The sequence below is a fragment of the Desulfuromonas carbonis genome (assembly GCF_054658035.1).
Genome location: NZ_BAAHXR010000003.1, coordinates 1179171 through 1202795, shown reverse-complemented (window position 1 = coordinate 1202795; position 23625 = coordinate 1179171). Strand labels below are relative to the sequence as shown.

22 protein-coding genes are annotated in these 23625 nt (G+C 65.9%); 1 reads left to right on the top strand and 21 read right to left on the bottom strand.

Annotated elements, in window-relative coordinates; genetic code table 11:
• The first annotated feature begins 155 nt into the window (after positions 1 to 155).
• Positions 156 to 1370, top strand: coding sequence for an IS256 family transposase (locus ACYQ8E_RS12460; RefSeq protein WP_066722594.1), 1215 nt, complete (start codon positions 156 to 158; stop codon positions 1368 to 1370).
• A 134-nt stretch (positions 1371 to 1504) separates the two neighbouring features.
• Here ACYQ8E_RS12460 and ACYQ8E_RS12455 read toward each other — a convergent pair whose 3' ends face one another.
• From ACYQ8E_RS12455 to ACYQ8E_RS12355, 21 genes are all read right to left on the bottom strand, one after another.
• Positions 1505 to 1879, bottom strand: a complete 375-nt coding sequence (locus ACYQ8E_RS12455) for a GxxExxY protein (protein ID WP_066722587.1) — start codon at positions 1877 to 1879, stop codon at positions 1505 to 1507.
• Between the two features lie 334 nt (positions 1880 to 2213).
• On the bottom strand, positions 2214 to 3392 hold the full coding sequence (locus ACYQ8E_RS12450; RefSeq protein ID WP_066722585.1) for an aminotransferase class V-fold PLP-dependent enzyme: 1179 nt from the start codon (positions 3390 to 3392) through the stop codon (positions 2214 to 2216).
• Positions 3389 to 5500 (bottom strand): 5-histidylcysteine sulfoxide synthase, encoded by a 2112-nt coding sequence (gene ovoA, locus ACYQ8E_RS12445; protein WP_066722583.1) that lies wholly within the window; start codon positions 5498 to 5500, stop codon positions 3389 to 3391. The genes ACYQ8E_RS12450 and ovoA overlap by 4 nt, the downstream gene beginning before the upstream one ends.
• A gap of 109 nt (positions 5501 to 5609) precedes the next feature.
• Positions 5610 to 6665 carry an ACR3 family arsenite efflux transporter gene (gene arsB / locus ACYQ8E_RS12440; RefSeq protein WP_066722575.1) on the bottom strand — a complete coding sequence of 352 codons (1056 nt, stop codon included), beginning with the start codon at positions 6663 to 6665 and terminating at the stop codon, positions 5610 to 5612.
• A gap of 22 nt (positions 6666 to 6687) precedes the next feature.
• Positions 6688 to 7122: an arsenate reductase ArsC gene (locus ACYQ8E_RS12435; protein ID WP_197463684.1), complete on the bottom strand. Its 435-nt coding sequence runs from the start codon at positions 7120 to 7122 to the stop codon at positions 6688 to 6690.
• Positions 7123 to 7171: 49 nt separating this feature from the next.
• Positions 7172 to 7519 carry an ArsR/SmtB family transcription factor gene (locus tag ACYQ8E_RS12430; RefSeq protein WP_066722573.1) on the bottom strand — a complete coding sequence of 116 codons (348 nt, stop codon included), beginning with the start codon at positions 7517 to 7519 and terminating at the stop codon, positions 7172 to 7174.
• A 71-nt stretch (positions 7520 to 7590) separates the two neighbouring features.
• Positions 7591 to 8370 carry a universal stress protein gene (locus ACYQ8E_RS12425; RefSeq protein WP_066722571.1) on the bottom strand — a complete coding sequence of 260 codons (780 nt, stop codon included), beginning with the start codon at positions 8368 to 8370 and terminating at the stop codon, positions 7591 to 7593.
• A gap of 91 nt (positions 8371 to 8461) precedes the next feature.
• A complete protein-coding gene (locus ACYQ8E_RS12420) occupies positions 8462 to 9370 on the bottom strand; it encodes a hydroxymethylglutaryl-CoA lyase (RefSeq protein ID WP_066722569.1) in 909 nt (302 codons plus the stop codon).
• Positions 9367 to 11373, bottom strand: a complete 2007-nt coding sequence (locus tag ACYQ8E_RS12415) for an acetyl/propionyl/methylcrotonyl-CoA carboxylase subunit alpha (protein ID WP_066722566.1) — start codon at positions 11371 to 11373, stop codon at positions 9367 to 9369. Before ACYQ8E_RS12415 ends, ACYQ8E_RS12420 begins: the two co-directional genes overlap by 4 nt.
• 4 nt (positions 11374 to 11377) lie before the next feature.
• A complete protein-coding gene (locus ACYQ8E_RS12410; RefSeq protein ID WP_066722563.1) occupies positions 11378 to 12169 on the bottom strand; it encodes an enoyl-CoA hydratase/isomerase family protein in 792 nt (263 codons plus the stop codon).
• A gap of 3 nt (positions 12170 to 12172) precedes the next feature.
• Positions 12173 to 13783 (bottom strand): carboxyl transferase domain-containing protein, encoded by a 1611-nt coding sequence (locus ACYQ8E_RS12405; RefSeq protein WP_066722561.1) that lies wholly within the window; start codon positions 13781 to 13783, stop codon positions 12173 to 12175.
• A 15-nt stretch (positions 13784 to 13798) separates the two neighbouring features.
• On the bottom strand, positions 13799 to 14260 hold the full coding sequence (locus ACYQ8E_RS12400) for a PaaI family thioesterase (protein WP_066722559.1): 462 nt from the start codon (positions 14258 to 14260) through the stop codon (positions 13799 to 13801).
• 13 nt (positions 14261 to 14273) lie between these two features.
• Positions 14274 to 15074: an alpha/beta fold hydrolase gene (locus ACYQ8E_RS12395; protein WP_082820084.1), complete on the bottom strand. Its 801-nt coding sequence runs from the start codon at positions 15072 to 15074 to the stop codon at positions 14274 to 14276.
• Positions 15075 to 15093: 19 nt separating this feature from the next.
• Positions 15094 to 16260: an isovaleryl-CoA dehydrogenase gene (locus ACYQ8E_RS12390; RefSeq protein WP_066722554.1), complete on the bottom strand. Its 1167-nt coding sequence runs from the start codon at positions 16258 to 16260 to the stop codon at positions 15094 to 15096.
• Between the two features lie 225 nt (positions 16261 to 16485).
• Positions 16486 to 17031, bottom strand: coding sequence for a DUF6125 family protein (locus ACYQ8E_RS12385; protein ID WP_066722551.1), 546 nt, complete (start codon positions 17029 to 17031; stop codon positions 16486 to 16488).
• An 80-nt stretch (positions 17032 to 17111) separates the two neighbouring features.
• Entirely contained in the window at positions 17112 to 18260 is a 1149-nt protein-coding gene (locus ACYQ8E_RS12380; protein ID WP_066722549.1) for an acyl-CoA dehydrogenase, read from the bottom strand.
• Positions 18261 to 18421: 161 nt separating this feature from the next.
• Positions 18422 to 19579: an acyl-CoA dehydrogenase family protein gene (locus ACYQ8E_RS12375; RefSeq protein ID WP_066722547.1), complete on the bottom strand. Its 1158-nt coding sequence runs from the start codon at positions 19577 to 19579 to the stop codon at positions 18422 to 18424.
• A 14-nt stretch (positions 19580 to 19593) separates the two neighbouring features.
• Positions 19594 to 20376, bottom strand: a complete 783-nt coding sequence (locus tag ACYQ8E_RS12370) for an enoyl-CoA hydratase-related protein (protein ID WP_066722543.1) — start codon at positions 20374 to 20376, stop codon at positions 19594 to 19596.
• A gap of 15 nt (positions 20377 to 20391) precedes the next feature.
• Positions 20392 to 21240: a 3-hydroxybutyryl-CoA dehydrogenase gene (locus ACYQ8E_RS12365; protein ID WP_066722534.1), complete on the bottom strand. Its 849-nt coding sequence runs from the start codon at positions 21238 to 21240 to the stop codon at positions 20392 to 20394.
• 151 nt (positions 21241 to 21391) lie between these two features.
• Complete coding sequence (locus ACYQ8E_RS12360) at positions 21392 to 22567, bottom strand: thiolase family protein (protein ID WP_066722530.1); 1176 nt, start codon at positions 22565 to 22567, stop codon at positions 21392 to 21394.
• 118 nt (positions 22568 to 22685) lie between these two features.
• Positions 22686 to 23603 carry an electron transfer flavoprotein subunit alpha/FixB family protein gene (locus ACYQ8E_RS12355; RefSeq protein WP_066722527.1) on the bottom strand — a complete coding sequence of 306 codons (918 nt, stop codon included), beginning with the start codon at positions 23601 to 23603 and terminating at the stop codon, positions 22686 to 22688.
• Positions 23604 to 23625: the final 22 nt, after the last annotated feature.

Genomic DNA, 23625 nt, shown 5'->3' with positions numbered 1-23625 from the left:
TTCCGCCGGGATCCTGCCCTCTGGTTGGCGGAAAATGTATGCTCTATTGTAATCGACCAGGGGAGGTAAATCTCCAGGCAATGGGAGGGTGTAAAAAAGATTGTGTAAATGGCCATTCAGGGGTACACCGGGACCCCACCCTCTAAGGAGCCCCCATGGCCATCGAAAAAGATCTGCTGGACCGTCTGCTTGCCGACTACAAGAAGCCCGAAGACCTGATCGGCGAAACCGGCTTGCTTAAACAGCTCACCAAGGCCCTTCTGGAACGAGCTTTGGAAGCGGAATTGACCCAACACCTGGGGCACGAGAAGCATGCTCCCGTGGCCACGAAAGGCGGCAATGCCCGCAATGGCAAGTCGGCCAAAACCATCAAGGGCGAATTCGGCAAACTGCCGATCGAGGTTCCGCGTGACCGGGACAGCAGCTTCGAGCCGCTCATCATTCCCAAGGGCCAGACCCGCTTCGCCGGCTTCGACGGCAAGATCATCTCCCTCTACGCCCGGGGGATGACGACCCGGGAGATCCAGGGGCATCTGGAAGAGATTTATGGCGTCGAGGTCTCTCCCGCCCTCATTTCCAGCGTGACCGATGCCGTCGCGGACGAGGTCAAGATCTGGCAGAACCGACCGCTCGACGCCCTCTATCCCATCGTCTATATGGACGCGGTCCGGGTCAAGGTGCGAGACAACGGCCACGTCAGCAATAAAGCGGTCTACCTGGCCCTGGGCGTCACCCTGGACGGCATCAAGGAGGTCCTGGGCATGTGGGTGGCCGAGAACGAGGGCGCCAAGTTCTGGCTACAGGTGGTGACCGAGTTGAAAAACCGGGGTGTCGAAGACATCTTCATCGCCTGCGTGGACGGGCTCAAAGGTTTCCCCGAGGCCATCGAAGCAGTCTTTCCTCGCACCCAGGTCCAGCTCTGCCTCGTTCACATGGTGCGCCATTCTCTCCGCTACGTCTCCTGGAAACAGCGCAAGGAAGTGGCGGCCGATCTGAAGTCCATTTACCAGGCCGCGACGGCCGAGCAGGCCGAAATGAACCTGACGGAGTTCGAAGCGAAGTGGGATAAAACCCACCCCTCCATCGGCCAGTCCTGGCGGCGGAACTGGGAGAGAATCACCCCGTTTTTCGCCTACCCGGCGGAGATTCGCAAGGTGATCTACACCACCAATGCGATCGAATCGCTGAACATGTCGCTGCGCAAGGTCACCAAGAACCGGGGCTCATTCCCCAACGACGCAGCCATGTTCAAACTGCTCTACCTGGCGCTGAACAATATCGCCAAGAAATGGACCCTGCCGATTCGGGACTGGAAGGCCGCTCTCAACCAGTTCTCTATCTTGTTCGAAGGCAGGTTGCCGGTTTACTGACGACAAAAACCCAAGCCATTTACACAAACTGATTTACACCGCCGGCAATGGAGAAAAAATGGTTTCGAAGTGACTCAAATTTCGTCCAGCTAAGCCTAAGAACCAGACGGGGGATATTTGTTTTTCCAGAGCTCTTATTTCATGCAGTTATCGAATACGCTTCGCTTCACCTCTGCTTTGGGGCCAAAGTTGAGCAGCAGCCCCACCTCAACATCCGTTGCCTTCAGGTAATTCAGTAGCTGCGCCTCATGGGTGCCGTTCAAGACTCGGGTTGCCTTGATTTCGACGATAACCTTTTCTTCTACCAACAGGTCCGCAAAATACTCACCGACCATCTGCTGGGCATAATTTACAACGATTGCGGCTTGTTGCTGGACGGCAAGACCGGTGAGTGCGAGTTCAATGAATAGTGCGTTTTCATAGACCTTTTCCAGGAATCCATACCCGAGCTTGTTGTAGACATTGTAAAAACTGCAGATGATCTGATTTGTGATTTCCTCGTGTTTCATTCCCCCTCCTTCTTGAATCATCGAAATCTGTCAAATTCAAGATTAAAAACTTTGGACACGGATCAGATCTGATTAACACGGATCAAGCCAAACATGAACCCTAAAGTCCTTGCCCCTAATCCGTGGTTATCCGTGAAATCCGTGTCCAAGTGCTCCTGTCTTCTCTTTTGTTTCGCCTTCCATGCAGCAAACACCAAAATAACCCGCCGAACTCGGATCAAATCTGATGAACACGGATCAAGCCAAACCTGAATTTTACAGTCCTTGCCCCTAATCCGTGTTCATCCGTGGAATCCGTGTCCAAAGAACTTTCCTGCCTTTTAACTCCACCCCATCACAACAACTTCTGCAATTCCCCCACAAACCGCTCCACCTCCTCCGCACTGTTGTAGTAATGCAGCGAAGCCCGCAACAGCGGCGGGTGCGGATGCTGCTCCGAGCTGAGAGGGTTGGCGGAAAAAGGGACAGTGGCGACATTGATGGCGCGGTCGGCGAGGAGCTGCTGCAATTCGGCGGCAGGCCGCTGGCGGGCGTGGAAGGTGACGATGCCGCACTGCAGCAGGCCGCGGTCGGCAACGGTGACCCCGTCGAGGGTGGCGAGCTGACGGCGCAGCTCGGCGGCGAGGTGGCCGATGCGGGCGCTGATCGTCTCCAACCCCCAGTCGAGGGCGTAATCGATGGCGACGCCGAGGGCGAGCTGGCCGGCATAGCTGCGCTCCCAGGTCTCGAAGCGGCGGGCGTCCGGGCGCAGCCGGTAGTCGCGGGCGAAGAGCATCGGTGCGGCGAAGTGGTTGAGCTCGTGCGGTTCGAGCGTCTCGAGCAGGGAGTTGCGAACGTAGAGGAGGCCGGTGCCGCGCGGGCCGCGCAGGAACTTGCGGCCGGTGCCGCAGAGGAGGTCGCAGCCGATCGCTTCGACATCGACCGGGAGCTGGCCGAGGGCCTGGCAGGCGTCGAGGAGATAGGGAATGCCGGCTCTTCTTGCGAGCTGGCCGACGGCGGCGGCGGGGTTGACCAGGCCGCCGCCGGAGGGGACCTGGGTCAGGCAGATCAGCCGGGTGCGGGCGTCGATCAGCCGCTCCAGCGCCGCCAGGTCGACCTGACCATGGCCGTCGTCGGGGACTTCGACGATCTCGACCCCCTCGTTCCGCGCCCGTTGCAGCATCGCGACCAGGCTGCTGCCGTACTCGGCGCTGCCTACCAGGATGCGCGCGCCGGGCCGGAACTTCAGGGCGTAGAAGGCGGCGTTCCAGGCGCGGGTTGCGCTTTCGGCAAAAGCGATCTCGGCGGGCGCGCAGTTCAAAAGCCGGGCCGCGGCGACGTAGAAGTGCTCCAGCTCTAGCTCGCGCCGGGCCATCACCTCGTAGCCGCCATGCAGCTCCTCGTCGCGCAGGTAGTCGTGCAGGGCGTCGGCCACGGGCACTGGCGGCAGGGCGGCGCCGGCGTTGTTGAAGTGGATCAGCTTCTCGCAGCCGCGGGTTTCGCGGCGGGCGCGGGCGAGGTCGAAAGCCGTCATCCTTCCAGCCGCTCCCAGATCGTCAGCTGCGAGACACTGTGCTGAAACTTGCGGGCGGTCTCGCGAATCACGAAGGGGACGTCGCGCGGCTCGCCGATCATCCGGAAGTGGTCGCCGAGCTGCTCCTGCAACCCCTCGAGGGTGGTAAAGGGCTCACCGGCGCGGCGCACGCCACCGATCCAGTGCTCCTTTTTGGTGAACTCTTCGAGCCAGGTGTAAGGAGAGGCAAGGACGAGCAGGCCACCGGGGTTGATGCGCTCGCGGATCATGCGCAAAAAGCGCGCCGGGTCGTAAAGGCGATCAAGGAGGTTGGCGGCGAGGACCAGGTCGTAGTTGGCAAACTGGGGCTTGAGGTTGTGGGCGTCCCCCTGAAAGAACTCGATCCGCTGCGCCGTCTCGGCGAGACCGAAGTCCTGGAGGCGCTTTTCGTGGAAGGAGACGATCTCCCCCTCTTCGGGGAGCTGGTAGTGGATCACCCCCTTCTCCTGCAGCTGGTAGGCGATGCGGATGAAGCGGGCGGAGAAGTCGATGCCGGTGACGAAGTCGAAGTGCCTGGCCAGCTCGAAGCTCCCGCGGCCGACGGCGCAGCCAAGATCGAGGGCGCGCTGTTTCGGCCAGCCGCCCATCGCCTCGGCGCAGATGCCGGCAAGGGTGGCGGGGAAGTTGGGCACCCCGAACTTGTCGGGGCCGAAGTGGGCGTCGCAATACTGGGCGACGGCGGTGTCACTCTCGTACATCGCCTCCGGCTCCTCCACCGCCTGCTCGCTGGCGACGTAGCGCAGGCCGGCATGCTGGAAAAAGTGGCGCCGGAAGGCGTAGCGGCAGTCGCGGGTCGCCTCGTTGCCGGTGGAGATCCAGGAGCCCCCCTTGATCAGGTTGTGCTGGGTGTCGAAGGTCGGGGTCGAGAAGTCGTCGTACCAGGGATGGACTTCGAAGCCGTCGAAGCCGGTGATCGGCGTCTCGGTCCACTGCCAGACGTTGCCGACGACGTCGCAGAAGTCGCCGAACTCGAATTTGCTGACCGGGCAGGAGGAAGCGAAATGTTCGAGGTTGATGTTCCCCGGCGCCTGCTCCCAGTAGGGCTGATCGGGAATCTCGAGCAGGTCGTGGAGCCGGTACCACTCGTCCTCGGTCGGCAGGCGGATCGGTTTGCCCGTCGTTTTCGCCTTCCAGTTGCAGAAGGCCTTCGCTTCGAGCTGGTTGACCTCCACCGGCCAGTCCCAGGGCATGGCGATCTCCTGCGCCATGGTTCGAAAACGGTAGGAATCGCCGTCCTTGATCCAGAAGAGGGGATGTTCGGCGCGGGAGAAGGTGAGCCAGCGCTCCCCCTCGTCGCTCCAGTAGCTTGGGGTGCGGTAGCCGCCGGCGTCGACGAACTCGCGGTACTCGGCGTTGGAAACGAGGTAGCGGCTCGCCTCGAAATCGTCGACGACAAAACGGTGGTGCCCGAACTCGTTGTCCCAACCGTAGAGGGGATGGTCCTTCTGCTTGCCGAGGGTCACCTTGCCGCCGGCTACCGGCAGCAGCCGGTTCTGCGGCGCGGCGCCGCTCTCGGTGCAGATTTCCCAGAGCGGCAGCTGCCGCACCCGCTCGATGGGGAGACGGCGGATGATCACCGAGGAGGTCTCGAGGTGAATGCGCGAATGCTCGATCCCCATCATGATCGCCCACCAGGGGTTTTCCCAGTCGATGGGGAGGGTCAGCGGCAGGCTCGCGATCACGCCGTCGACCAGGTTCCGCACCGTATTGCGGTAGGCCTTGACTTCCGCCACCGTCGGCCAGTCGTAGTTGGCGTCATTGAGGTCGTCCCAGGACATCTCGTCGACGCCGATGGCGAACATCGCCTCATAGCCGGGGTTGATGCGCTCGTCGATGACCCTGGCGACGATCAGCTTGTTGATGTAGAAGGCGGCGGTGTGGCCGAGGTAAAAGATCAGCGGATGGCGCAGCGGCTCGGGGCGCAGGTAGAAGGCGGCGTCATCGGCGAGGGTGTCGTAGAGCTGTTCATCGAGGCTGTAAGAGGCGTGAAAGTAGGCGCGGATCTCGGCACGTTTCTGCTCCGGCGTGCCGCTGTTGAGAATGGTGGTGCGGGTGTTGCGCAGCTCCATCGGCTCCTCCCGGTCGGCTGGGGTGGCGGTAAAGGATCTATTATAGCAGAACAGCTTCCGACCGGCTGCGAAAGCCCTTACCTCCTCTTTCCCGCCTCGCAGGGAGAACCTAAAAAGTGACCTGCGCGCCGAACCAGCGGCGCTGGAACCAGAAGGCGACATGGACCAGGCCGATCATCACCGGCACCTCGACCAGCGGGCCGATGACGGCGGCAAAGGCGGCGCCGGAGTTGAGGCCGAAGACCGCCACCGCCACGGCGATGGCAAGCTCAAAATTGTTGCTCGCCGCGGTGAAGGCGAGGGTGGTGGTGCGGCTGTAGTCGGCGCCGACCTTGCGCCCCATCCAGAAGGAGACCAGGAACATCAGCACGAAGTAGATCAGCAGCGGGACGGCAATGCGCACCACGTCGAGGGGGATCTGCACCATCAGCTCCCCCTTGAGGCTGAACATGACGACGATGGTGAAGAGGAGCGCGATCAGGGTGAGCGGGCTGATTCTGGGCACCACCACCGCGTGGTAGCGCTCGCGCCCGAGGAGCTTGACGCCGATCAGCCGGGTCAGGGCCCCGGCGAGGAAGGGGATGCCGAGATAGATGAAGACGCTCCTGGCAATGGCGCCAATTGTGATGTCAACCACCGCCCCCTGCAGGCCGAAAAGGGGTGGCAGCACGCTGATGAAAAACCAGGCGTAGACGCTGAAGAAGAGGACCTGGAAGATGCTGTTGAAGGCGACCAGTCCGGCGGCGTATTCACTGTTTCCCTTGGCGAGCTCATTCCAGACGATGACCATGGCGATGCAGCGCGCCAGGCCGATCAGGATCAGGCCGACCATGTACTCGGGATAGCCATGCAGGAAGATGATGGCAAGGAAGAACATCAGAAGCGGGCCGATTACCCAGTTCTGCAGCAGGGAGAGGCCGAGGATGCGCTTGTTGGCAAAAACGTCGGGCAACTCCTCGTAGCGAACCTTGGCGAAGGGGGGATACATCATCAGGATCAGGCCAGCGGCGATGGGGATATTGGTGGTACCGACGCTGAAGAGGTTGACGAACTCCTTGATCCCGGGAAAGAACCAGCCGGCGCCGACGCCGACCAGCATGGCGAGAAAAATCCAGAGGGTGAGGTAACGATCGAGAAAGGAGAGGCGTCTGGAGAGGGTGGTCATGGCTGTCATCCTTCGTGGCAGGTCAGGAGTGGTCCGCTGCGAGTTCCCGGCGGAAGAAGTCCTGCATGGTGTGGCGGATCTCGTCACGCACCCGGCGGTAGACCGCCAGCACCTCGTCCTCGCTCCCCCTCGCCCGCGGCGGGTCGTCGAAGCCCATGTGCAGCCGCCGCACCCCGCCGAAGAAGAGGGGGCACTTCTCGTTGGCATCGCCGCAAAGGGTGATGACGTAGTCGAAGGGCTGTGATTCGTAGCGGCTGATGTGATCGGAGCTGTTGGCGCTGATGTCGATGCCGAGTTCGGCCATCACCTGCACCGCCCGCGGGTTGAGGCCGTGCGGCTCGGTCCCGGCGGAGAAAGCCGCGACGCGCCCGGCGAAGTCATGGTTGACGAGACCTTCAGCCATCTGGCTGCGGCAGGAGTTGCCGGTACAGAGAAAGAGGACCCGTTTTTTCACCATTGCAACCTCCAATACATCCGCCTGGGCGGATAGCTCAGGGTAAAAAAATTCAGCGGCAGCCGCCGGCAGCGCCGGTCACCTCCCGCCGCCGCAGCGCTTCGAGGTCCCGGCGTACCTGCGCCAGTTCGCCGAGCCGCCGGCCGAGCAGGGCCAGCAACTCATCGGCGAAGGGACTCCCGGCGTCGGCGAGGCGGTAGAACATCCAGACCCCCTGGCGCCGGTCGTCGACCAGCCCGGCGTTGCGCAGGTAGGCGAGATGGCGCGAGACCGTCGACTGCGGCAGGTTCAGGACCGCCATCAGATCGCAGACGCAGAGTTCCCCCTCCCGCAACAGGGCAAGAATGCGCAGCCGGGTTTCGTCGGCCAGGGCTTTGAACAGGCGCGTCGTCGTCTTCATGGTTTCTCTTATATCCGCATAGGCGGATGTTGTCAAGGATAGAGCATCGCTCCCCCGGGACGCCGGACCGCTCAGTTGGCGAGGAGCATCGGCACCGTCATCTGGCTGAGGAGGCGGTTGCCGACCTCGCCCAGCTCGAGCCGGCCGCGGCGGCTGGTAACGTGAACCCCGACCACCACCAGGTCGGCGGCGTGGTCGGCGGCGAGGTTGAGCAGGTCTTCGCCGACATCGAGGCTGGTCCGGGGAATCTGTTCGACCAGCGCCGCCAGGCCGTGACCGTTACAATAGTCACGCAGCCGGCTGCTCTCGTCGACGATCCCGATCCCCCCACTCCCGATCGAGACCAGGCTGACCTGTTCGGCCAGGGCCAGCAGCGGCAGGGCATCGCGCAGCGCCCGCGACGCTTTCGGTCCGGCCTTCCAGGCGACCAGCACCCGTTCGCCGAGGCGCAGCGGGCAATTCGCCAGCGGCACCACCAGCACCGGGCAGCCGGCGCCGAGCAGGAGCCGCGCCATTCCCGCCAACCCGTCCTTCTCTACCGCCGGCTGACTCACCACCAGCAGGTCGGCGAAACAGCACTGGTAGCCGAGCATCTCCACCAGGCTGATCTTGGTGAAGCCGAGATCGACCGCCACCCAGCCGCTGGCGACCCCGGCCGCCGCGACCTGGCGCTCGAAGGCTTCGCGTACCCGGCCCAACTCGGCGGCCGGGTCCTGCTGCCCCGGCCCTTCGTAGACGTAGAGGCCACGCAGCCGGGCGTCATGCTTGCGGGCCAGGAGCAGGGCCGCCGCCACCCGGTCGTTACTCGCCGGGGTCGGGTCGAGGTAAACCAGAATCTCTTTCAGTTTCATCGCGCTTCTCCCTGCCCTGCCTGCATCCATGGGCTCATGGTCCGACGCCGGGGCGCCGGTCTTCGTTGCTCTTCTTGGGTCGATTCCCGCCTCAGCCGGCGCCGCACCCGCGGCGCGCCAGCGCCACTTTTGACCCGGTCGGCCGGCCGAGGGCAGCGCTGATGAAACAGCCGGCATCGATCAGCCCGTCGAGATCGACACCGCTCTCGATGCCGAGCCCGTTGAGGAGATAGAGGAGATCCTCGCTCGCCACATTTCCCGAGGCTCCCGGCGCATAGGGACAGCCGCCGAGACCGGCGACCGAGCTGTCGAAGACGGCGACCCCGACCTCAAGGGCGGCCAGGATGTTGGCCAGCGCCTGGCCGTAGGTGTCGTGGCAATGGACCGCCAGCCGCGTCACCGGCACCTGTTGTGCCACCTCTTTCACCAGGGCCTGGATCTGGCCCGGGGTGCCGACGCCGATGGTGTCGCCGAGGGAGACCTCGGCGCAGCCAAGGGCCGCCAGGCGACCGGCGAGTTCCGCCACCCGCTGCGGAGGTACGGCTCCCTCGTAGGGACAGCCGGCGACACAGGAGATATAGCCGCGCAACCGGATTCCCCGCGGCCGGGCGATGGCGGCGACCTCGGCGAAGCGCTCCAGGCTGGTGGCGATGGAGCAGTGGATGTTCTGCTGTGAGAAGGTCTCGGAGGCGGCGGCAAAAAGCGCGATCTCCTCGACCCCGGCGGCCAGGGCCCGCTCCAGTCCCTGCCGGTTGGGGACCAGCGCGCTGTACACCACCCCCGGCCGGCGCTCGATACCGGCCAGCACCGCGGCGGCGTCGGCCAGCTGCGGCACCGCCTGCGGCGCGACGAAACTGGTCGCCTCGATCGCCTTCAGGCCGGTGGCGCTGAGCCGGTCGATGAAGGCAATCTTGGTCGCCGTCGGGACCGCGCCCGCTTCGTTCTGCAGGCCGTCACGGGGGCCGACCTCGACCAGCCTGACCTGGCGCGGCAGCTTCATCCCTCCTCCGCGTCCGGCACAATACTGAGCAGTTCGACCCCTTCGCTGACGATGGCCCCGACAGCAAAGGGGAGGCTCGCCACCACCCCGGCGGCGGGGGCGGTGATGGTGTGCTCCATCTTCATCGCCTCGAGGATCGCCAGCCTGGCGCCCCGCTCGACGCGGTCGCCCGTCTTGACCAGGAGCGCCACGACCTTCCCCGGCATCGGCGCGGTGAGCCGTCCGCCCCCCGTCTCGGCCGCAACCTGGAGCCCCGGATCGTCGAGGAGGAGCAGGTGGCTGCGGCCGCCGCTGAGGATGGTCAGCTCGCGACCGTGCTGCACCACCGTCACCCGGCAACGCTCTCCCCCCAGTTCGGCACAGAGCTCCCCGGAGCTGTCGATGGCGCCACTGGCGCTGAGCTGCCCGCCCGGCAGGTCGAAGAGGTAAGAGTCGCCGCGATAATGGACGGTGACGGCGAGGCGCTCGCCGCCGTCGCTGAAACCGAACTCGTGGTGGTTATCGGAGTTGAGGCGCCAGCCATCGGTACGATGCCAGGGGGACCAGGGATCCGAGCTGGCGGCGGCAGCCGTTGCCGCCTCGGCGTTACGCCGCAGCAGCAGCGCCAGGGTGGCGAGGGCCAGCATCCGTTCGCTGACCGGCCCGGGCTCGGGGAAGAGCTCGGTGGCGTGGCGCTCGATAAAGGCGGTATCGAGATCGGCGGCGGCAAAGGCCGGGTGGGCGCAGAGGGTGGCGAGAAAGCCGAGGTTGGAGCTCACCCCGGCAACCTGGAAAGCGCCGAGGGCCTGCTGCAGGCGCCGCACCGCCCGTGGCCGGTCCCGGTCCCAGACGATCAGCTTGGCGAGCATCGGGTCGTAGTGGATGCTGACCTCGTCCCCCTCGCGCACCCCGCTGTCGATCCGCACATGGGGCGATTCCGGCGGCTGGCGCAGATGACGAATGCGGCCGGTGGCGGGGAGGAAGTTGCGCGCCGGGTCCTCGGCATAGATCCGCGCCTCGATGGCATGGCCGCTGATCGTCAGCTCCTGCTGGGAGGCGGGGAGCGCTGCTCCGGCCGCGACCCGCAACTGCCATTCGACCAGGTCCTGGCCGGTAATCATCTCGGTGACCGGGTGCTCGACCTGGAGACGGGTGTTCATCTCCATGAAATAGAAGGAGCCGTCGTGATCGAGGAGGAACTCGACGGTGCCGGCGCTGACATAAGCGATCGCCCGCGCCGCCGCCACCGCGGTGGCGCCCATCGCCGCGCGCAGGTCGGGGGCGAGGCCGGGGGCGGGCGCCTCCTCGATCACCTTCTGGTGCCGGCGCTGGATCGAGCAGTCGCGCTCGAAGAGATGGAGCAGGTTCCCCTGGCTGTCGCCGAAGACCTGGACCTCGACGTGGCGGGGACGCTGCAGGTAGCGTTCGAGCAGCACCCGGTCGTCGCCGAAGGCGGCGGCCGCCTCGCGCCGCGCGCCGGCGAGGGCGTCGGCAAAGTCGTCGCCGTGGTTCACCACCCGCATCCCCTTGCCGCCGCCACCGGCGCTCGCCTTGATCAGCAGCGGGTAACCGATGGCGTCGGCGGCGCGGCGCAGGCGCTCGTCCGACTGGTCGCTCTCGTGGTAGCCGGGGACGAGGGGGATGCCGGCCGCGCTCATGATCTGCTTGGCGGCGCTTTTGGACCCCATCGCCTCGATCGCCGCTACCGGCGGGCCGACGAAGATCAGTCCGGCCTCGCCGCAGGCGGCGGCAAAGGGGGCGTTCTCGGCCAGAAAGCCGTAGCCGGGATGGATGGCGTCGGCGCCACTGGCGCGGGCCGCGGCGAGGATACGGTCGCCGGCGAGGTAGCTCTCCCGCGCCGGCGCCGGCCCGAGGTGCTGGGCTTCGTCGGCGAGTTCGACATGGCGCGCACAGCGGTCGGCGTCGGAATAGACCGCCACCGTGGCAATGCCGAGCCGGCGGGCGGTACGGATGATGCGGCAGGCAATCTCGCCGCGGTTGGCTATCAGCAGCTTGGCGATCATCGCATCATCCCCGGATCCAGTTGGGTGGGCGTTTTTCGAGATAGGCCGAGAGCCCTTCGCGCCCCTCGTCCGAAGCCCGCGCTTCGGCGATCCGCTCGGCGGTGTCGGCGATCAGGTCATCGTCGAGAAAGCTGAGCGACACTTCGGCAACCAGCTCCTTGACCGAGGCCATCGCCCGGGGGCTGTTGCGCAGCAGCAGCCGGCTGAGGCTGTCCGCCCGGGCTTCGAGCTCCCCGGGGGGGACCAGCTCGTGAACGAGGCCGAGACGATGCGCCTCGGCGGCATCGAAGCGCTCGGCGGTGATGAAGTAGCGCCGGGTGGCCCGCGGCCCGATGGCGGCGGCGACGTAGGGGGAGATGACCGCCGGGATCAGGCCGAGCTTCACCTCGGAAAGGCAGAAGGTGACCTCGGTGGTCGCCAGGGCGATGTCGCAGCAGGCGACCAGGCCGACGCCGCCGCCGATCGCCGCCCCCTGTACCAGGGCGATGGTCGGCTTGGCGAGGTTGGCGAGGGTCTTCATCAGCTCCGCCAGGTCCATGGCATCGGCGAGATTCTCCTCGAAGGAGTAATCGGCCATGCGCCGCATCCAGTTGAGATCGGCGCCGGAGGAAAAGCTCTTGCCGCGCGCCGCCAGCAGCACCACCCGCACGTTGTCGTCGCGGTCGAGGCGACGCAGCTCCGAGGTCAGCGAACTGATCAGGGTGTCGTCGAAAGCGTTGTGCAGGTCGGGCCGGTTGAGGGTGATGGTGGCCCGGCCGTACTCGTCGGTTTCACTCAATAGGGCTGCATTGCTCATGGCTCACATCCTGAAAATGCCGAAGTCGGTTTTGGCGATCGGCGCGTTGAGCGCCGCCGACAGCCCGAGGCCGAGGACCATGCGGGTGTCGGCCGGCTTGATGATGCCGTCGTCCCAGAGTCTGGCGCTGGCGTAGTAGGGGTGCCCCTGGGTCTCGTACTGTTCACGGATCGGCGCCTTGAAGGCTTCCTCCTCGTCCCGGCTCCAGCTGCCGCCGGCCGCCTCGAGGGCGTCACGCTTGACCTGGGCGAGGACGCTCGCCGCCTGTTCGCCCCCCATCACCGAGATGCGCGCGTTGGGCCACATGAAGAGGAGGCGCGGACCGTAGGCGCGACCGCACATGCCGTAGTTGCCGGCGCCGAAACTGCCGCCGATCAGGACGGTGAACTTGGGGACGGCGGCGCAGGCGACGGCGGTGACCATCTTGGCGCCATCCTTGGCGATGCCGCCCGCCTCGTACTTGCTGCCGACCATGAAGCCGGTGATGTTCTGCAAAAAGATCAGCGGGATGCCGCGCTGGCTGCAGAGCTCGATGAAGTGCGCCCCTTTAAGGGCCGACTCGGAAAAGAGGATGCCGTTGTTGGCGACGATCCCCACCGGGTAGCCGAAGATGTGGGCGAAACCGCAGACCAGGGTGGCGCCGAAGAGCTGCTTGAACTCGTCGAACTCGCTGCCGTCGACCAGCCGGGCGATCACCTCGCGCACGTCGTAGGGCTTGCGCACGTCGGCGGGGATGATGCCGTCGATCTCCGCCGGGTCGTAGAGGGGTTCCTGCACCGGGCGCAGCTTCAGGCCGAGCGGCGGCTTGCGACGGTTGAGGTGGCCGACGATGCGCCGGGTGATGGCGAGGGCGTGCTCGTCGTTCTCGGCGTAGTGGTCGGTCACCCCCGAGGTGCGGCAGTGGACCTCGGCGCCGCCGAGCTCCTCGGCCGTCACCACCTCGCCGGTCGCCGCCTTGACCAGCGGCGGGCCGCCGAGGAAGATGGTGCCGTTCCCCTTGACGATGACGCTCTCGTCGGCCATCGCCGGGACGTAGGCGCCGCCGGCGGTGCAGGACCCCATCACCACGGCGATCTGCGGGATGTTGCGGGCCGAGAGGGTCGCCTGGTTGTAGAAGATGCGGCCGAAGTGCTCGCGGTCGGGGAAGACCTGGTCCTGCTCCGGGAGGTTGGCACCCCCCGAGTCGACCAGGTAGATGCAGGGGAGATGATTCTCCGCGGCGATCTCCTGGGCGCGCAGGTGCTTCTTGACGGTGATCGGAAAGTAGGTCCCCCCCTTGACCGTAGCGTCGTTGGCCACGATCATGCACTCCTCCCCCGCCACCCGGCCGATGCCGGTGATCAGCCCGGCGGCCGGGATCGAACCGCCGTACATGTTGAAGGCGGCGAACTGGGAGAGTTCGAGGAAGGGGGAGCCGACATCGAGGAGGTGGCGGATGCGCTCCCGCGGCAGCAGCTTGCCGCGACCGACATGCTTGGCGCAGGACTGCTCGCCGCCACCACGCTTGATCCGCGCGACCTGCTCCTCGAGGTCGGCGACCTGGCGCCGCAGCGCCTCGGCATTGGCGCGGAATTCCTCACTCTGGCTGTTGATCGAACTCTTGAGAAGGGTCATGGTATTCGCCGTCCCCTACCCTTGCGGGTGGTCCTCGCTATTTTTCGTCGGCCGCGGCAGCACGGCGAGGGTCACCAGCGCCCGGGCCACCAGCTGTTCGGCCGCGGCCTGCCGTACATAGACGCTCGCCTCGGCCACTACCAGGCGGCGCCCGGCCTTGATCACCTCGGCCCGGGCCCACAACTCCTCGCCCCGCGCGGCGGCGAGGAGGTTGATCGTGAAGGTGCTGGTCAAAACCAGCTGGTCGGCGCCGATCACGGTAAAGGCCGCGGCGCCGGCGGTATGGTCGGCGAGGGTCGCCTGGACCCCGGCGTGGATAAACCCGTCCTGCTGCTGGTGGCGCGCCGTCACCGCCAGGCGCGTTTCGACGCGGCCGGGAGCGATGGTCACCGCTTCGATGCCGAGCTCGCCGATAAAGGGGGCGGCGCCGAAGATGGCGGCGGTTGCTGCGCGATAGTTGGGGTTGCGAATCTCCATCGTCCCTCCGGGATCAGGCGGCGACCAGTTCGCCGAGGAAGTCGCACACTTCGGCCAGCACCTCGGCTTCGGCCTGGCGGTGGGGAACGTGGGCGCAATCGGCGAGCAGGCAGCTGCGGCAGCGGCCACCCACCCCGTCCACTACCGCCTGCAGCTGGCGGACGGTGCCGAACTCGTCGTTTTCGCCCTGCAGGGCGAGAACCGGGCAGCGCACCGCGGCCATCTGCGCCTCGACGTTCCAGCTGCGGAAGGCCGGGTCGAGCCAGGTCTCGGCCCAGGTGGCAAAGACCGTTTCGGCCTTCGCCCCGTGGTAACGGCTGAGGCGCTGGCAGAGGTCGCTGTTCTGCCAGCGCTGGACCACGGCACGGATTCCCGCCAGGGTCGCCTCCTCGACGAAGAGATGGGCCGCTTCGCTGATCACCGCCAGCGGTCGCTCCGGGAAGGCGGCCGCGTAAAGCAGAGCCAGGGTCGCACCGTCGCTGTGGCCGAAGAGGAGCGGCCGCTGGATGTCGCAGGCGCTCAGCAGGGCGTCGAGACTGGCGAGTTCGCGATCGAGGTAGTCGAGGCCGCGGGGCGCCATCAGCGCCTGGGAGCCACCGAAGCCGCAGCGGTCATAGGCCATCACCGGCAGGCCGGTGGCGTCGGCCAGGGTTTGCGGAAAGCCGCGCCACTGGGCGATACTGCCTAGGGCCTCGTGCAGCAGCACCACGGTCGGCTGGGTAGCGGTTCCGGCCGCTTGCTGCGGCCGGAACCACTGCACCTGCAGCCGCTCGGCCAGCACCGTCATCATGATCGGACCTTCTGTCCTGCTCATCCTGGTCCCGTCCCGACCCTCAGGTCGTCTGCTCGAAGAGCTCGCGCCCGATCAGCATGCGCCGGATCTCGCTGGTACCGGCGCCGATTTCGTAGAGCTTGGCGTCACGCAGCAGCCGCCCGGTCGGATAGTCGTTGATGTAGCCGTTGCCGCCGAGACACTGGATCGCCTCCAGCGCCATCCAGGTGGCGCGTTCGGCGGCGTAGAGGATCGCCCCTGCCGCGTCCTTGCGCAGCGATCCCTTGCCGCCACAGGCCTTGGCCACAGTGTAGACATAGGCCCGGCAGACGTTGAAGGTGGTGTACATGTCGGCGAGCTTCCCCTGCATCAGCTGGAACTGGCCGATCGGATGGCCGAACTGCTTGCGCTCATGAAGGTAGGGGAGGACGACATCGAGACAGGCCGCTATGATGCCGAGGGGGCCACCGGCGAGGACGACCCGTTCGTAGTCGAGGCCGCTCATCAGCACCTTGACCCCTTTGCCGACGCTGCCAAGGACGTTCGCCTCCGGGACCTCGCAGTTCTCGAAGACCAGCTCGCAGGTCCCGGAACCGCGCATGCCGAGCTTGTCGAGTTTTTGCGCCGTGGAAAAACCGGGGAAGTCCCGTTCGACGATGAAGGCGGTGATGCCGTGCGGACCCGCCTCCATGTCGGTCTTGGCATAGACGACGAAGGTGTCGGCCTCGGGGCCGTTGGTGATCCACATCTTGTGGCCATTGAGAAGATAGTGGTCCCCCTCCTTGTCGGCGCGCAGGCGCATGCTGACGACATCGGAACCGGCGCCGGCCTCGCTCATGGCGAGGGCCCCGACCTGCTCGCCACTCACCAGCTTCGGCAGGTAGCGGGCGCGCTGCTCGGGGGTGCCGTTGCGGAAGATCTGGTTGACGCAGAGATTGGAGTGGGCACCGTAGGAGAGGGCGACCGAGGCAGAGGCGCGGCTGAGCTCCTCCATCACAACGACATGCTCGAGGTAGCCCATCTCGGCGCCGCCGTACTCCTCGCCGACGGTGATGCCGAGCAGGCCGAGCGCTCCCATCTTGGGCCACAAATCCATGGGAAAGTTGTTGCTGCGGTCGATCTCGGCCGCGCGCGGGGCGATCTCGGCGCGAGCGAAGCTGCGCACGGTGTCGCGCAGCAGCTCGACCTCATCTCCCAACTGGAAATCCAAACTGGGGTAGCTTTCCATGGCTCCACTCCCTGCCTGAGACGGTTGCCGTCAATCAAAGGGTTCACTCCCCTCGATTGCACGGGTGATACCAACCCCCCTTGCAGCGCAACGACAATTTCACCGGAAAAGTCCAGCTATCGGTAATCATTGAAAAGGTTACTTTTCTTTCCTGCCGCACCGGCTCCCCGGGGCGCCCCGGCTGTAAACAAAGGCAACGGCGGTGACGCCATCCGGGACAGCTCGTCACGCCGCGCCGTCGGCGAGGGTGAACTCCCAGGCGCACCAGTAGTCGTCCGGATGGGGGTCGGGGGGACAGGCGATGCAGCGGGTGACGATGCGCGCATCGATGGTGCTGGCGAAGCCGGCGTACTCGACGATCCCCACCGTCTTGCAGGGGAAATCGGCAAGGCCGCGGCGCTTGCGCGCCGACTGCACCCGGCAGTCGACCATGCGGAAGACGGCCCGGCTGTCGCTCACCTCGAGCGCCTCCTGCAGGTTGAGGCGGGCGTAGAGGCGGTGCTTGAGGCACTCGACCAGCGCCGGGATGCCGCCGCCGGGGGCGAGGCCGAGGCGCGCCATGATGCGCTTCGCCTCGATCACGGTGAACCTCTCCCAGGCATCCTTGTCGGCGGCGATCGCCGCCTCCATCCCGGAGCGCTGCTCCACCGCCTGAAACCAGAGCCCGTCGTGGGCGAGCCAGTTCTTGGCGTCATCGACGATGATCGCGATCAGTTCCTCTTTGCTCAGCTGCTGCAAAAGGGAGAGGCCTTCATCGAGGTTGGCTTTCATGGTGTTAACTCCTTTACGATTTTCATAGGTCCCATTGGTCTCATGGGTCCTATGGGACTTATCGGACCTATGAAAGACCTCTAGCCTTTGGTGACCGCGGCGCCGATGACGATGCGCTGTACTTCGCTCGTCCCCTCGTAGATCTCGGTGATCTTGGCGTCGCGCATCATCCGCTCGACCGGGAAGTCGCGGGTATAACCGTAGCCCCCGTGAATCTGCACCGCCTTGGTCGTCACCCACATGGCGGTCTCCGAGGCGGCAAGCTTGGCCATCGCCGACTCCTTGCCGTAGGAGAGGCCGGCGCTCGCCCGCCAGGCCGACTGGTAGACCAGCAGCCGCGCCGCCTCGATACGCAGCGCCATGTCGGCGAGCAGGAACTGCACCGCCTGGAAACCGGCGATCGGCTGGTCGAACTGCCGGCGCTCGCGGGCGTAGGCGAGGGCTGCTTCATAGGCCCCCTGGGCGATACCGAGGGCCTGGGAGGCGATACCGATGCGGCCGCCGTCGAGGGTCTTCATCGCCACCTTGAAGCCGCTCCCCTCGGGGCCGAGGAGATTCTCGGCGGGAATCCGGCAGTTGTCGAAGACCAGCTCCCGGGTCGGCGAGGAGCGGATCCCCATCTTCGACTCCTTCTTGCCAAAGCTGAAGCCGGGGGTCTCCTTTTCGACGATGAAGGCGCTGATGCCGTGGTGTTTCTCGGCGCTGCGGTCGCTGCGGGCGAAGACGATATAGATCTCCGCCTCGCCGCCGTTGGTGCAGAAGATCTTGGTGCCATTGAGGACCCAGCTGTCGCCGTCGCGCACCGCGGTGGTCTTGGTGCCGCCGGCGTCGGAGCCGGCCGAGGTCTCGGTCAGGGCGAAGGCGCCGAGCTTGCTCCCCTCGGCGAGGGGGACGAGGAACTTCTGCTTCTGCTCCTCGCTGCCGAAGAGGTAAATCGGGTTGGCACCGAGGGAGAGGTGGGCCGAAAGGGTCACCCCGGTGGAGGCGCAGACCCGCGAGAGCTCCTCGACGGCGATGGCGTAGCTGATGTAGTCGGCGCCGGCGCCGCCGTACTCTTCGGGAAAGACGATGCCGGCGAGGCCGAGCTCGGCGACCCGGTCATGCATCAGAAGGCGATCGAAGCTTTCCGTCTCGTCGCGCACGGCGGCCCCGGGCTTGATCTCCTTTTCGGCGAACTCGCGCACGGTCTGGCGGATCAGTTTCTGTTCCTCGGTCAGTTCGAAATACATGGCGCCTCCTTGGTTACTTGATAGGGATTCGATTTGTTTGCCACAGAGTCACGGAGACACAGAGAAAGCAACGTCTTGTAAGGGTTAACCCCTTGCCTGAAGCTGCTGATGTCGATTTTCTCTCTGTGTCCTCAGTGTCTCTGTGGCCAATTCCAGGTTTTTCAAGCGAACCCGCGCAGGATCTCGCGCGCGATGATGAGCCGCTGGATTTCGCTGGTCCCTTCGTAGAGGGTGGTCACCCGGGCATCCCGGCAGTAGCGTTCGACCGGAAACTCGGTGGTGTAACCGTAGCCACCGAAGATCTGCAGCGCCTCGTAACAGGCGCGGTTAGCCGCCTCGCTGGCGAAGAGCTTGGCCATCGACGCCTCCTTGGCGAAGCTGCGCCGCTGCTCCTTGCGAAAGGCGGCGTTCATCAGCAGCAGCCGCGCCGCCTCGAGTTCGGTGCCGCTGTCGGCGATCTTCCACTGGATCGCCTGGAAGTCGGCGATCGGCTGGCCGAACTGCTTGCGCTCCAGGGCGTAGCGGGTGGCGGCGTCGAGCGCCGCCAGGCCGATGCCGAGCGCGAGGGAGCCAATGCCGATGCGGCCGCCGCAGAGTTCGGCCACGGCGATGCGAAAGCCATCGTTGAGCCGGCCCATCAGGGCGTCGGCCGGCACCCGGCAATCCTGGAAATGGAGCTCGCTGGTGACCGAGGCGTGCTGCCCCAGCTTCTCCTCGGCGCGGCCGACGCTGCAACCGGGGGTGCCGGCCTCGACCAGGAAACAGCTGATCCCCTTCCCTTTCGGCGCGCTGCGGTCGGTCACCGCCCAGACCACGAAGACGCCGGCGTAGGGGGCGCTGGTGATGAAGATCTTGCTGCCGTTGAGGAGCCAGTGGTCGCCGTCGCGGACTGCCTGGGTGGTCAGCGCCGCCGGGTCGGAGCCGGCCCCCGGCTCGGTGAGGGCGAAGGCGCCGGCGCGATACGCGCCGGAGCAGATGCGCGGGATGTAGCGCTGGCGCTGGGCCGCGCTGCCGACCTCCTGGATTACCTCGCAGACCATGTTGTTGACCGAGACCGTCACCGCCGTCGCGGCGCAGGCCCGCGCCAGCTCGGTGAGGGCGACGCTGAAGGCGATCACCCCGGCCTCGGCGCCGCCGTACTCACTGCGCACGTTGAGCCCCATGAAACCGAGCTCGGCGAGCTTCTGCAGGTTGGCGAAGAAGGCTTCCGGGTTTTCGCCGCGGTCGAGGGCCGCCGCCACCGGCTCGAGCTCGGCGCGGGCGAACTCGCGGGCGGTGTCGCGGATCAGGCTCTGTTCTTCCGTGAGGTCGAGATGCATCGCCGGGTCACCTTTCAGCGGCCGCTGAACTTGGCCTGGCGTTTTTCGAGGAAGGCGCTCATCCCTTCCTTCTGGTCGGCGCTGGCGAAGCAGAGGCCGAAGAGGTCCGCCTCGAAGCGGCCGGCCCGGTCCTGGTCCATCTCCAGGCCGCTGTCGATCGCCTCCTTGGCAAAACGCACCGCCAGCGGCCCCTTGGCAGCAATCTTCGCCGCCAGCTTCTTCGCCTCGGGGAGGAGCTGGTCGGCCGCCACCACCCGGTTGGCGAGACCGATGCGGCAGGCTTCGGCGGCGTCGATCATGTCGCCGGTGAAGATCAGCTCCTTGGCCCGCCCCTTGCCGACCAGCCGCGCCAGGCGCAGGGTGCCGCCGAAGCCGGGGATGACACCGAGGTTGACCTCGGGCTGGCCGAACCTGGCGTTGTCGCTGGCGAGGCGGATATCGCAGGCCATCGCCAGCTCGCAGCCGCCCCCAAGGGCGAAGCCGTTGACCGCGGCGATCACCGGCTTGGGAAATGTCTCGATGCGGTTCATCAGGGCGTGGCCGAGGCGGGCGAAGCTCGCGGCACTGACCGCGTCGAGGGGCTGCATCGCGGCGATGTCGGCGCCGGCGACGAAGGCCTTGGGTCCGGCGCCGGTGAGGATCACGCAGGCGACCTGGGGATCGTCGCGCAGCAGCCCGAAGGCGCTGTTCAGCTCTTCCAAAACCGCGGCGCTCAGGGCGTTGAGGGCGGCGGGGCGATTGACGGTGACGACGGCGACGCCGGCTTCGATTTCCAGCAGCAGGTTGCTAAACTCCATGTGCACTCTCCCGTTTCAGTAGGTGTAGAAGCCCTTGCCGCTCTTCTTGCCGAGCCAGCCGGCCTTGACCATCTTGCGCAGCAGCGGGCAGGGACGATACTTGCTGTCGGCGAACCCCTCGTAAAGGACCTCCATGATCGCCAGGCAGGTGTCGAGACCGATGAAGTCGGCCAGGGTGAGCGGACCCATCGGGTGATTCATCCCCAGCTTCATCACCGTGTCGATCGCCTCCACCGAGGCGACCCCCTCGTAGAGGCAGTAGATCGCCTCGTTGATCATCGGCATCAGCACCCGGTTGGAGATGAAGCCGGGGTAGTCGTTGACCTCCACCGGCACCTTGCCGAGCTGCCTGGCCAGCCCTTCGACACTCTGGTAAACGGCGTCGCTGGTGGCGATGCCGCGGATGATCTCGACCAGCTGCATCACCGGCACCGGGTTCATGAAATGCATGCCGATGACGCTTTCGGGACGGCCGGTGACGGCGGCGATTTCGGTGATCGGCAACGACGAGGTGTTGCTCGCCAGGATCACCCCGGGGCGGGCGACGCGATCGAGGCTGCGGAAGATCTCCGCCTTGATTGCCATCTGCTCGCTCGCCGCCTCGACCACGAAGTCGACGCCGGCGGCGTCTTCGAGGGCGGTCGAGGGGGTGATGCGGCCGAGGGTGGCCGCCTTCTGCTCGGCCGTCAGCTTCCCTTTTTCGATGTTGCGGTCGAGGAGCTTGCCCATGAAGGCGAGCCCCTTCTCGACATATTCGGCCTTAAGATCGTTGAGCACCACTTCGAACCCGGCCTGCGCCGCGACCTGGGCGATGCCGCCCCCCATCTGGCCGGCGCCGACCACCATGATCCGCTCGATTGCCATCTCATCTCCTCCTCGAATCGAAATCTTTTACCCTCACCACAGAGACACGGAGATACAGAGAAATTCATAATTCTTGTTTAGAGCTTATTCTTAAGTCAGCTTTGGATTTGAATTTCCCTCTGTGACCTCTGTGTCTCCGTGGCCAACAGCCTTAAAGTCGTTCGAAGATCGCCGCCACCGCCTCACCGCCGCCGATGCAGAGGGTGGCGAGGCCGTAGCGTTTTTGCCGCCGTTCGAGGCCGTTGAGCAGGGTGGCGACCAGCCGTCCGCCGCTGGCGCCGACCGGGTGGCCGATGGCGACGGCGCCGCCGTGGATGTTGACCCGCTCGCGATCGAGCTTCAGGCTGTCGATCGCCAGCAGGGCGACCGCAGCGAAAGCCTCGTTGATCTCGAACAGGTCGAGCTCGGCCGGTTTCAACCCGGCCTTGGCGCAGACCCGCTCGATGGCGCCGATCGGCGCCACCGGGAACTGGTCGGGATGCAGGCTGTTGGTGGCGTAGGCGACGAGACGGGCGCGGGGTTTGAAGCCGTGGCGCTTGACTGCCTCCTCCCCGGCGAGGAGGACGAAGGCGGCGCCGTCGTTGATGGTCGAGGCGTTACCGGCGGTAATACTCCCCTCCTTGCGGAAGACCGCCTTGAGACCGGCGAACTTGTCGAAATCGACCCGCGCCGGCTCCTCGTCGCTGTCGACCACCGTCTCCCCCTTGCGCCCCTGCTTGACCACCGGCACGATCTCGCGGGCGAAGACGCCGTCGCGCTGCGCCTTTTGCGCGCGGCGATAGGAGTCGAGGGCGTACTCGTCCTGGGCGGCGCGGCTGAGCCCCTTGGCGGCAATGACATCCTCGGTCACCTCCCCCATGTGGCGGCCAGTGTAAGGATCGCGCAGGGCGTCGTGGATCAGCAGGTCGACCGCCTCGCCATTCCCCATGCGCATGCCGTAACGGGCCGCCGGCAGGGCGTAGGGGGCGAGCGACATATTCTCCATGCCGCCGGCGATGACGACGCCGCTCTCGCCGAGGCGGATCGAATCGGCGGCAAGCATCATCGCTTTCAGGCCACTGCCGCAGACCTTGTTGATGGTCATCGCCGGGATGCCGTCGGGGAGGCCGGCGAAGCGCATCGCCTGGCGCGCCGGGGCCTGGCCGCAGCCGCCGGAGATCACCTGGCCGGCGATGAATTCCTGAACATCGGCGGGCTGGATACCGCAGCGCGCGACCAGCGCGGCGACCACGGCGGCACCGAGGCGCGGCGCCGGGACATCGGCAAGCACGCCACCGAAAGAGCCGAAGGGGGTGCGCAGGGCTTCAACTACGAAAACGTCTGACATGGCTTTGACCTTTCTTAATAGTCTTAAAGTTGGCCACGGAGACACAGAGTTCACAGAGAAAAATCTTGACTGAAGGTTTCTCTGTGTCTCCGTGCCTCTGTGGCAACGGCTCGTCGGTTTACTTCGCCAGTTTCGCCGTCAGCGCGGGGACGAACTGCTTGAGGTCGGCGACCACCAGCACGTCGGCGACTTCGCCGATCGGCGCCTCCTTGTCGGTGTTGATGGCGACGATGTAGTCCGATTTCTTCATCCCGGCCAGGTGCTGGATCGCTCCGCTGATGCCGCAGGCGACGTAGAGCTTGGGCGCCACCGTCTGCCCGGTGGAGCCGACCTGCCGGCTGTGGTCGGCCCAGCCGGCATCGACCACCGGCCGACTCGCCCCGTATTCACCGTGCAACGCTTTCGCCAGCGCTTCGATCAGCGCCAGGTTCTCCGGCTTGCCGATGCCGCGCCCGGCGCTGACGATCACCTCGGCCTTGCCGAGATCGACGCCCCCCTTCTCGGCGGCTTCGTAGCCGGTCAGGCGGATGCCGCTGTCGGCGCCGGCGACGCTGAGCTCTTCAAGCTGCGGACTGCCGGCGGGGGGGGCGGAGAGGCTGAAGGCGCCGGCCTGCAGGGTGACGATGGTGACCGGGCCCTTGGCGGCGACGGTGCGGCGCAGCTTGGCATTGCAGGCCGGCACCAGGTAGCCCCCCTCGACGATGTCGATCACCTCGGAGATCTGCGGCGCCGCCAGGGCGGCGGCGAGGCGCGGCGCGAGGTCCCAGCCGTAGGAGGAGTGGCAAAAGACGACCAGATCGGGCTGCTCTTTCGCGATCGCCTGCTGCAAGAGCGCCTTGTGCAGGTCGGGCTGGTAGTCGCCGGCGGCGCCGGCGTCGGCGAAGTAGAGGGGGCCATCAAACTGGGGCAGGCTCTGGCGGCTGCCGACCAGGAACATGGCGCTCTGGGCCCCGAGTTTCTGGGCAAAGGCGAGCGGTTCGTAGCTGGCGGCGAGGAGCTCTCCCTGGCGGGATTCGGCAACGAGCAAGGCTTTCATCGGGTCTCTCCCTGGTTGGCGG

Excerpts from the sequence above, each read along its gene's own strand:
- ACYQ8E_RS12460 (WP_066722594.1), top strand. The coding sequence starts at position 156 with ATGGCCATCGAAAAAGATCTGCTGGACCGTCTGCTTGCCGACTACAAG.
- ACYQ8E_RS12450 (WP_066722585.1), bottom strand. The coding sequence starts at position 3,392 with ATGACGGCTTTCGACCTCGCCCGCGCCCGCCGCGAAACCCGCGGCTGC.
- ACYQ8E_RS12435 (WP_197463684.1), bottom strand. The coding sequence starts at position 7,122 with ATGGTGAAAAAACGGGTCCTCTTTCTCTGTACCGGCAACTCCTGCCGC.
- ACYQ8E_RS12390 (WP_066722554.1), bottom strand. The coding sequence starts at position 16,260 with ATGGAAAGCTACCCCAGTTTGGATTTCCAGTTGGGAGATGAGGTCGAG.
- ACYQ8E_RS12380 (WP_066722549.1), bottom strand. The coding sequence starts at position 18,260 with ATGTATTTCGAACTGACCGAGGAACAGAAACTGATCCGCCAGACCGTG.
- ACYQ8E_RS12370 (WP_066722543.1), bottom strand. The coding sequence starts at position 20,376 with ATGGAGTTTAGCAACCTGCTGCTGGAAATCGAAGCCGGCGTCGCCGTC.
- ACYQ8E_RS12365 (WP_066722534.1), bottom strand. The coding sequence starts at position 21,240 with ATGGCAATCGAGCGGATCATGGTGGTCGGCGCCGGCCAGATGGGGGGC.
- ACYQ8E_RS12355 (WP_066722527.1), bottom strand. The coding sequence starts at position 23,603 with ATGAAAGCCTTGCTCGTTGCCGAATCCCGCCAGGGAGAGCTCCTCGCC.
- ovoA (WP_066722583.1), bottom strand. The coding sequence starts at position 5,500 with ATGGAGCTGCGCAACACCCGCACCACCATTCTCAACAGCGGCACGCCG.
- ACYQ8E_RS12385 (WP_066722551.1), bottom strand. The coding sequence starts at position 17,031 with ATGAAAGCCAACCTCGATGAAGGCCTCTCCCTTTTGCAGCAGCTGAGC.
- ACYQ8E_RS12360 (WP_066722530.1), bottom strand. The coding sequence starts at position 22,567 with ATGTCAGACGTTTTCGTAGTTGAAGCCCTGCGCACCCCCTTCGGCTCT.
- ACYQ8E_RS12410 (WP_066722563.1), bottom strand. The coding sequence starts at position 12,169 with ATGAGCAATGCAGCCCTATTGAGTGAAACCGACGAGTACGGCCGGGCC.
- ACYQ8E_RS12430 (WP_066722573.1), bottom strand. The coding sequence starts at position 7,519 with ATGAAGACGACGACGCGCCTGTTCAAAGCCCTGGCCGACGAAACCCGG.
- ACYQ8E_RS12415 (WP_066722566.1), bottom strand. The coding sequence starts at position 11,373 with ATGATCGCCAAGCTGCTGATAGCCAACCGCGGCGAGATTGCCTGCCGC.
- ACYQ8E_RS12455 (WP_066722587.1), bottom strand. The coding sequence starts at position 1,879 with ATGAAACACGAGGAAATCACAAATCAGATCATCTGCAGTTTTTACAAT.
- ACYQ8E_RS12400 (WP_066722559.1), bottom strand. The coding sequence starts at position 14,260 with ATGGAGATTCGCAACCCCAACTATCGCGCAGCAACCGCCGCCATCTTC.
- ACYQ8E_RS12425 (WP_066722571.1), bottom strand. The coding sequence starts at position 8,370 with ATGAAACTGAAAGAGATTCTGGTTTACCTCGACCCGACCCCGGCGAGT.
- ACYQ8E_RS12375 (WP_066722547.1), bottom strand. The coding sequence starts at position 19,579 with ATGCATCTCGACCTCACGGAAGAACAGAGCCTGATCCGCGACACCGCC.
- ACYQ8E_RS12420 (WP_066722569.1), bottom strand. The coding sequence starts at position 9,370 with ATGAAGCTGCCGCGCCAGGTCAGGCTGGTCGAGGTCGGCCCCCGTGAC.
- arsB (WP_066722575.1), bottom strand. The coding sequence starts at position 6,665 with ATGACCACCCTCTCCAGACGCCTCTCCTTTCTCGATCGTTACCTCACC.
- ACYQ8E_RS12395 (WP_082820084.1), bottom strand. The coding sequence starts at position 15,074 with ATGAGCAGGACAGAAGGTCCGATCATGATGACGGTGCTGGCCGAGCGG.
- ACYQ8E_RS12405 (WP_066722561.1), bottom strand. The coding sequence starts at position 13,783 with ATGACCCTTCTCAAGAGTTCGATCAACAGCCAGAGTGAGGAATTCCGC.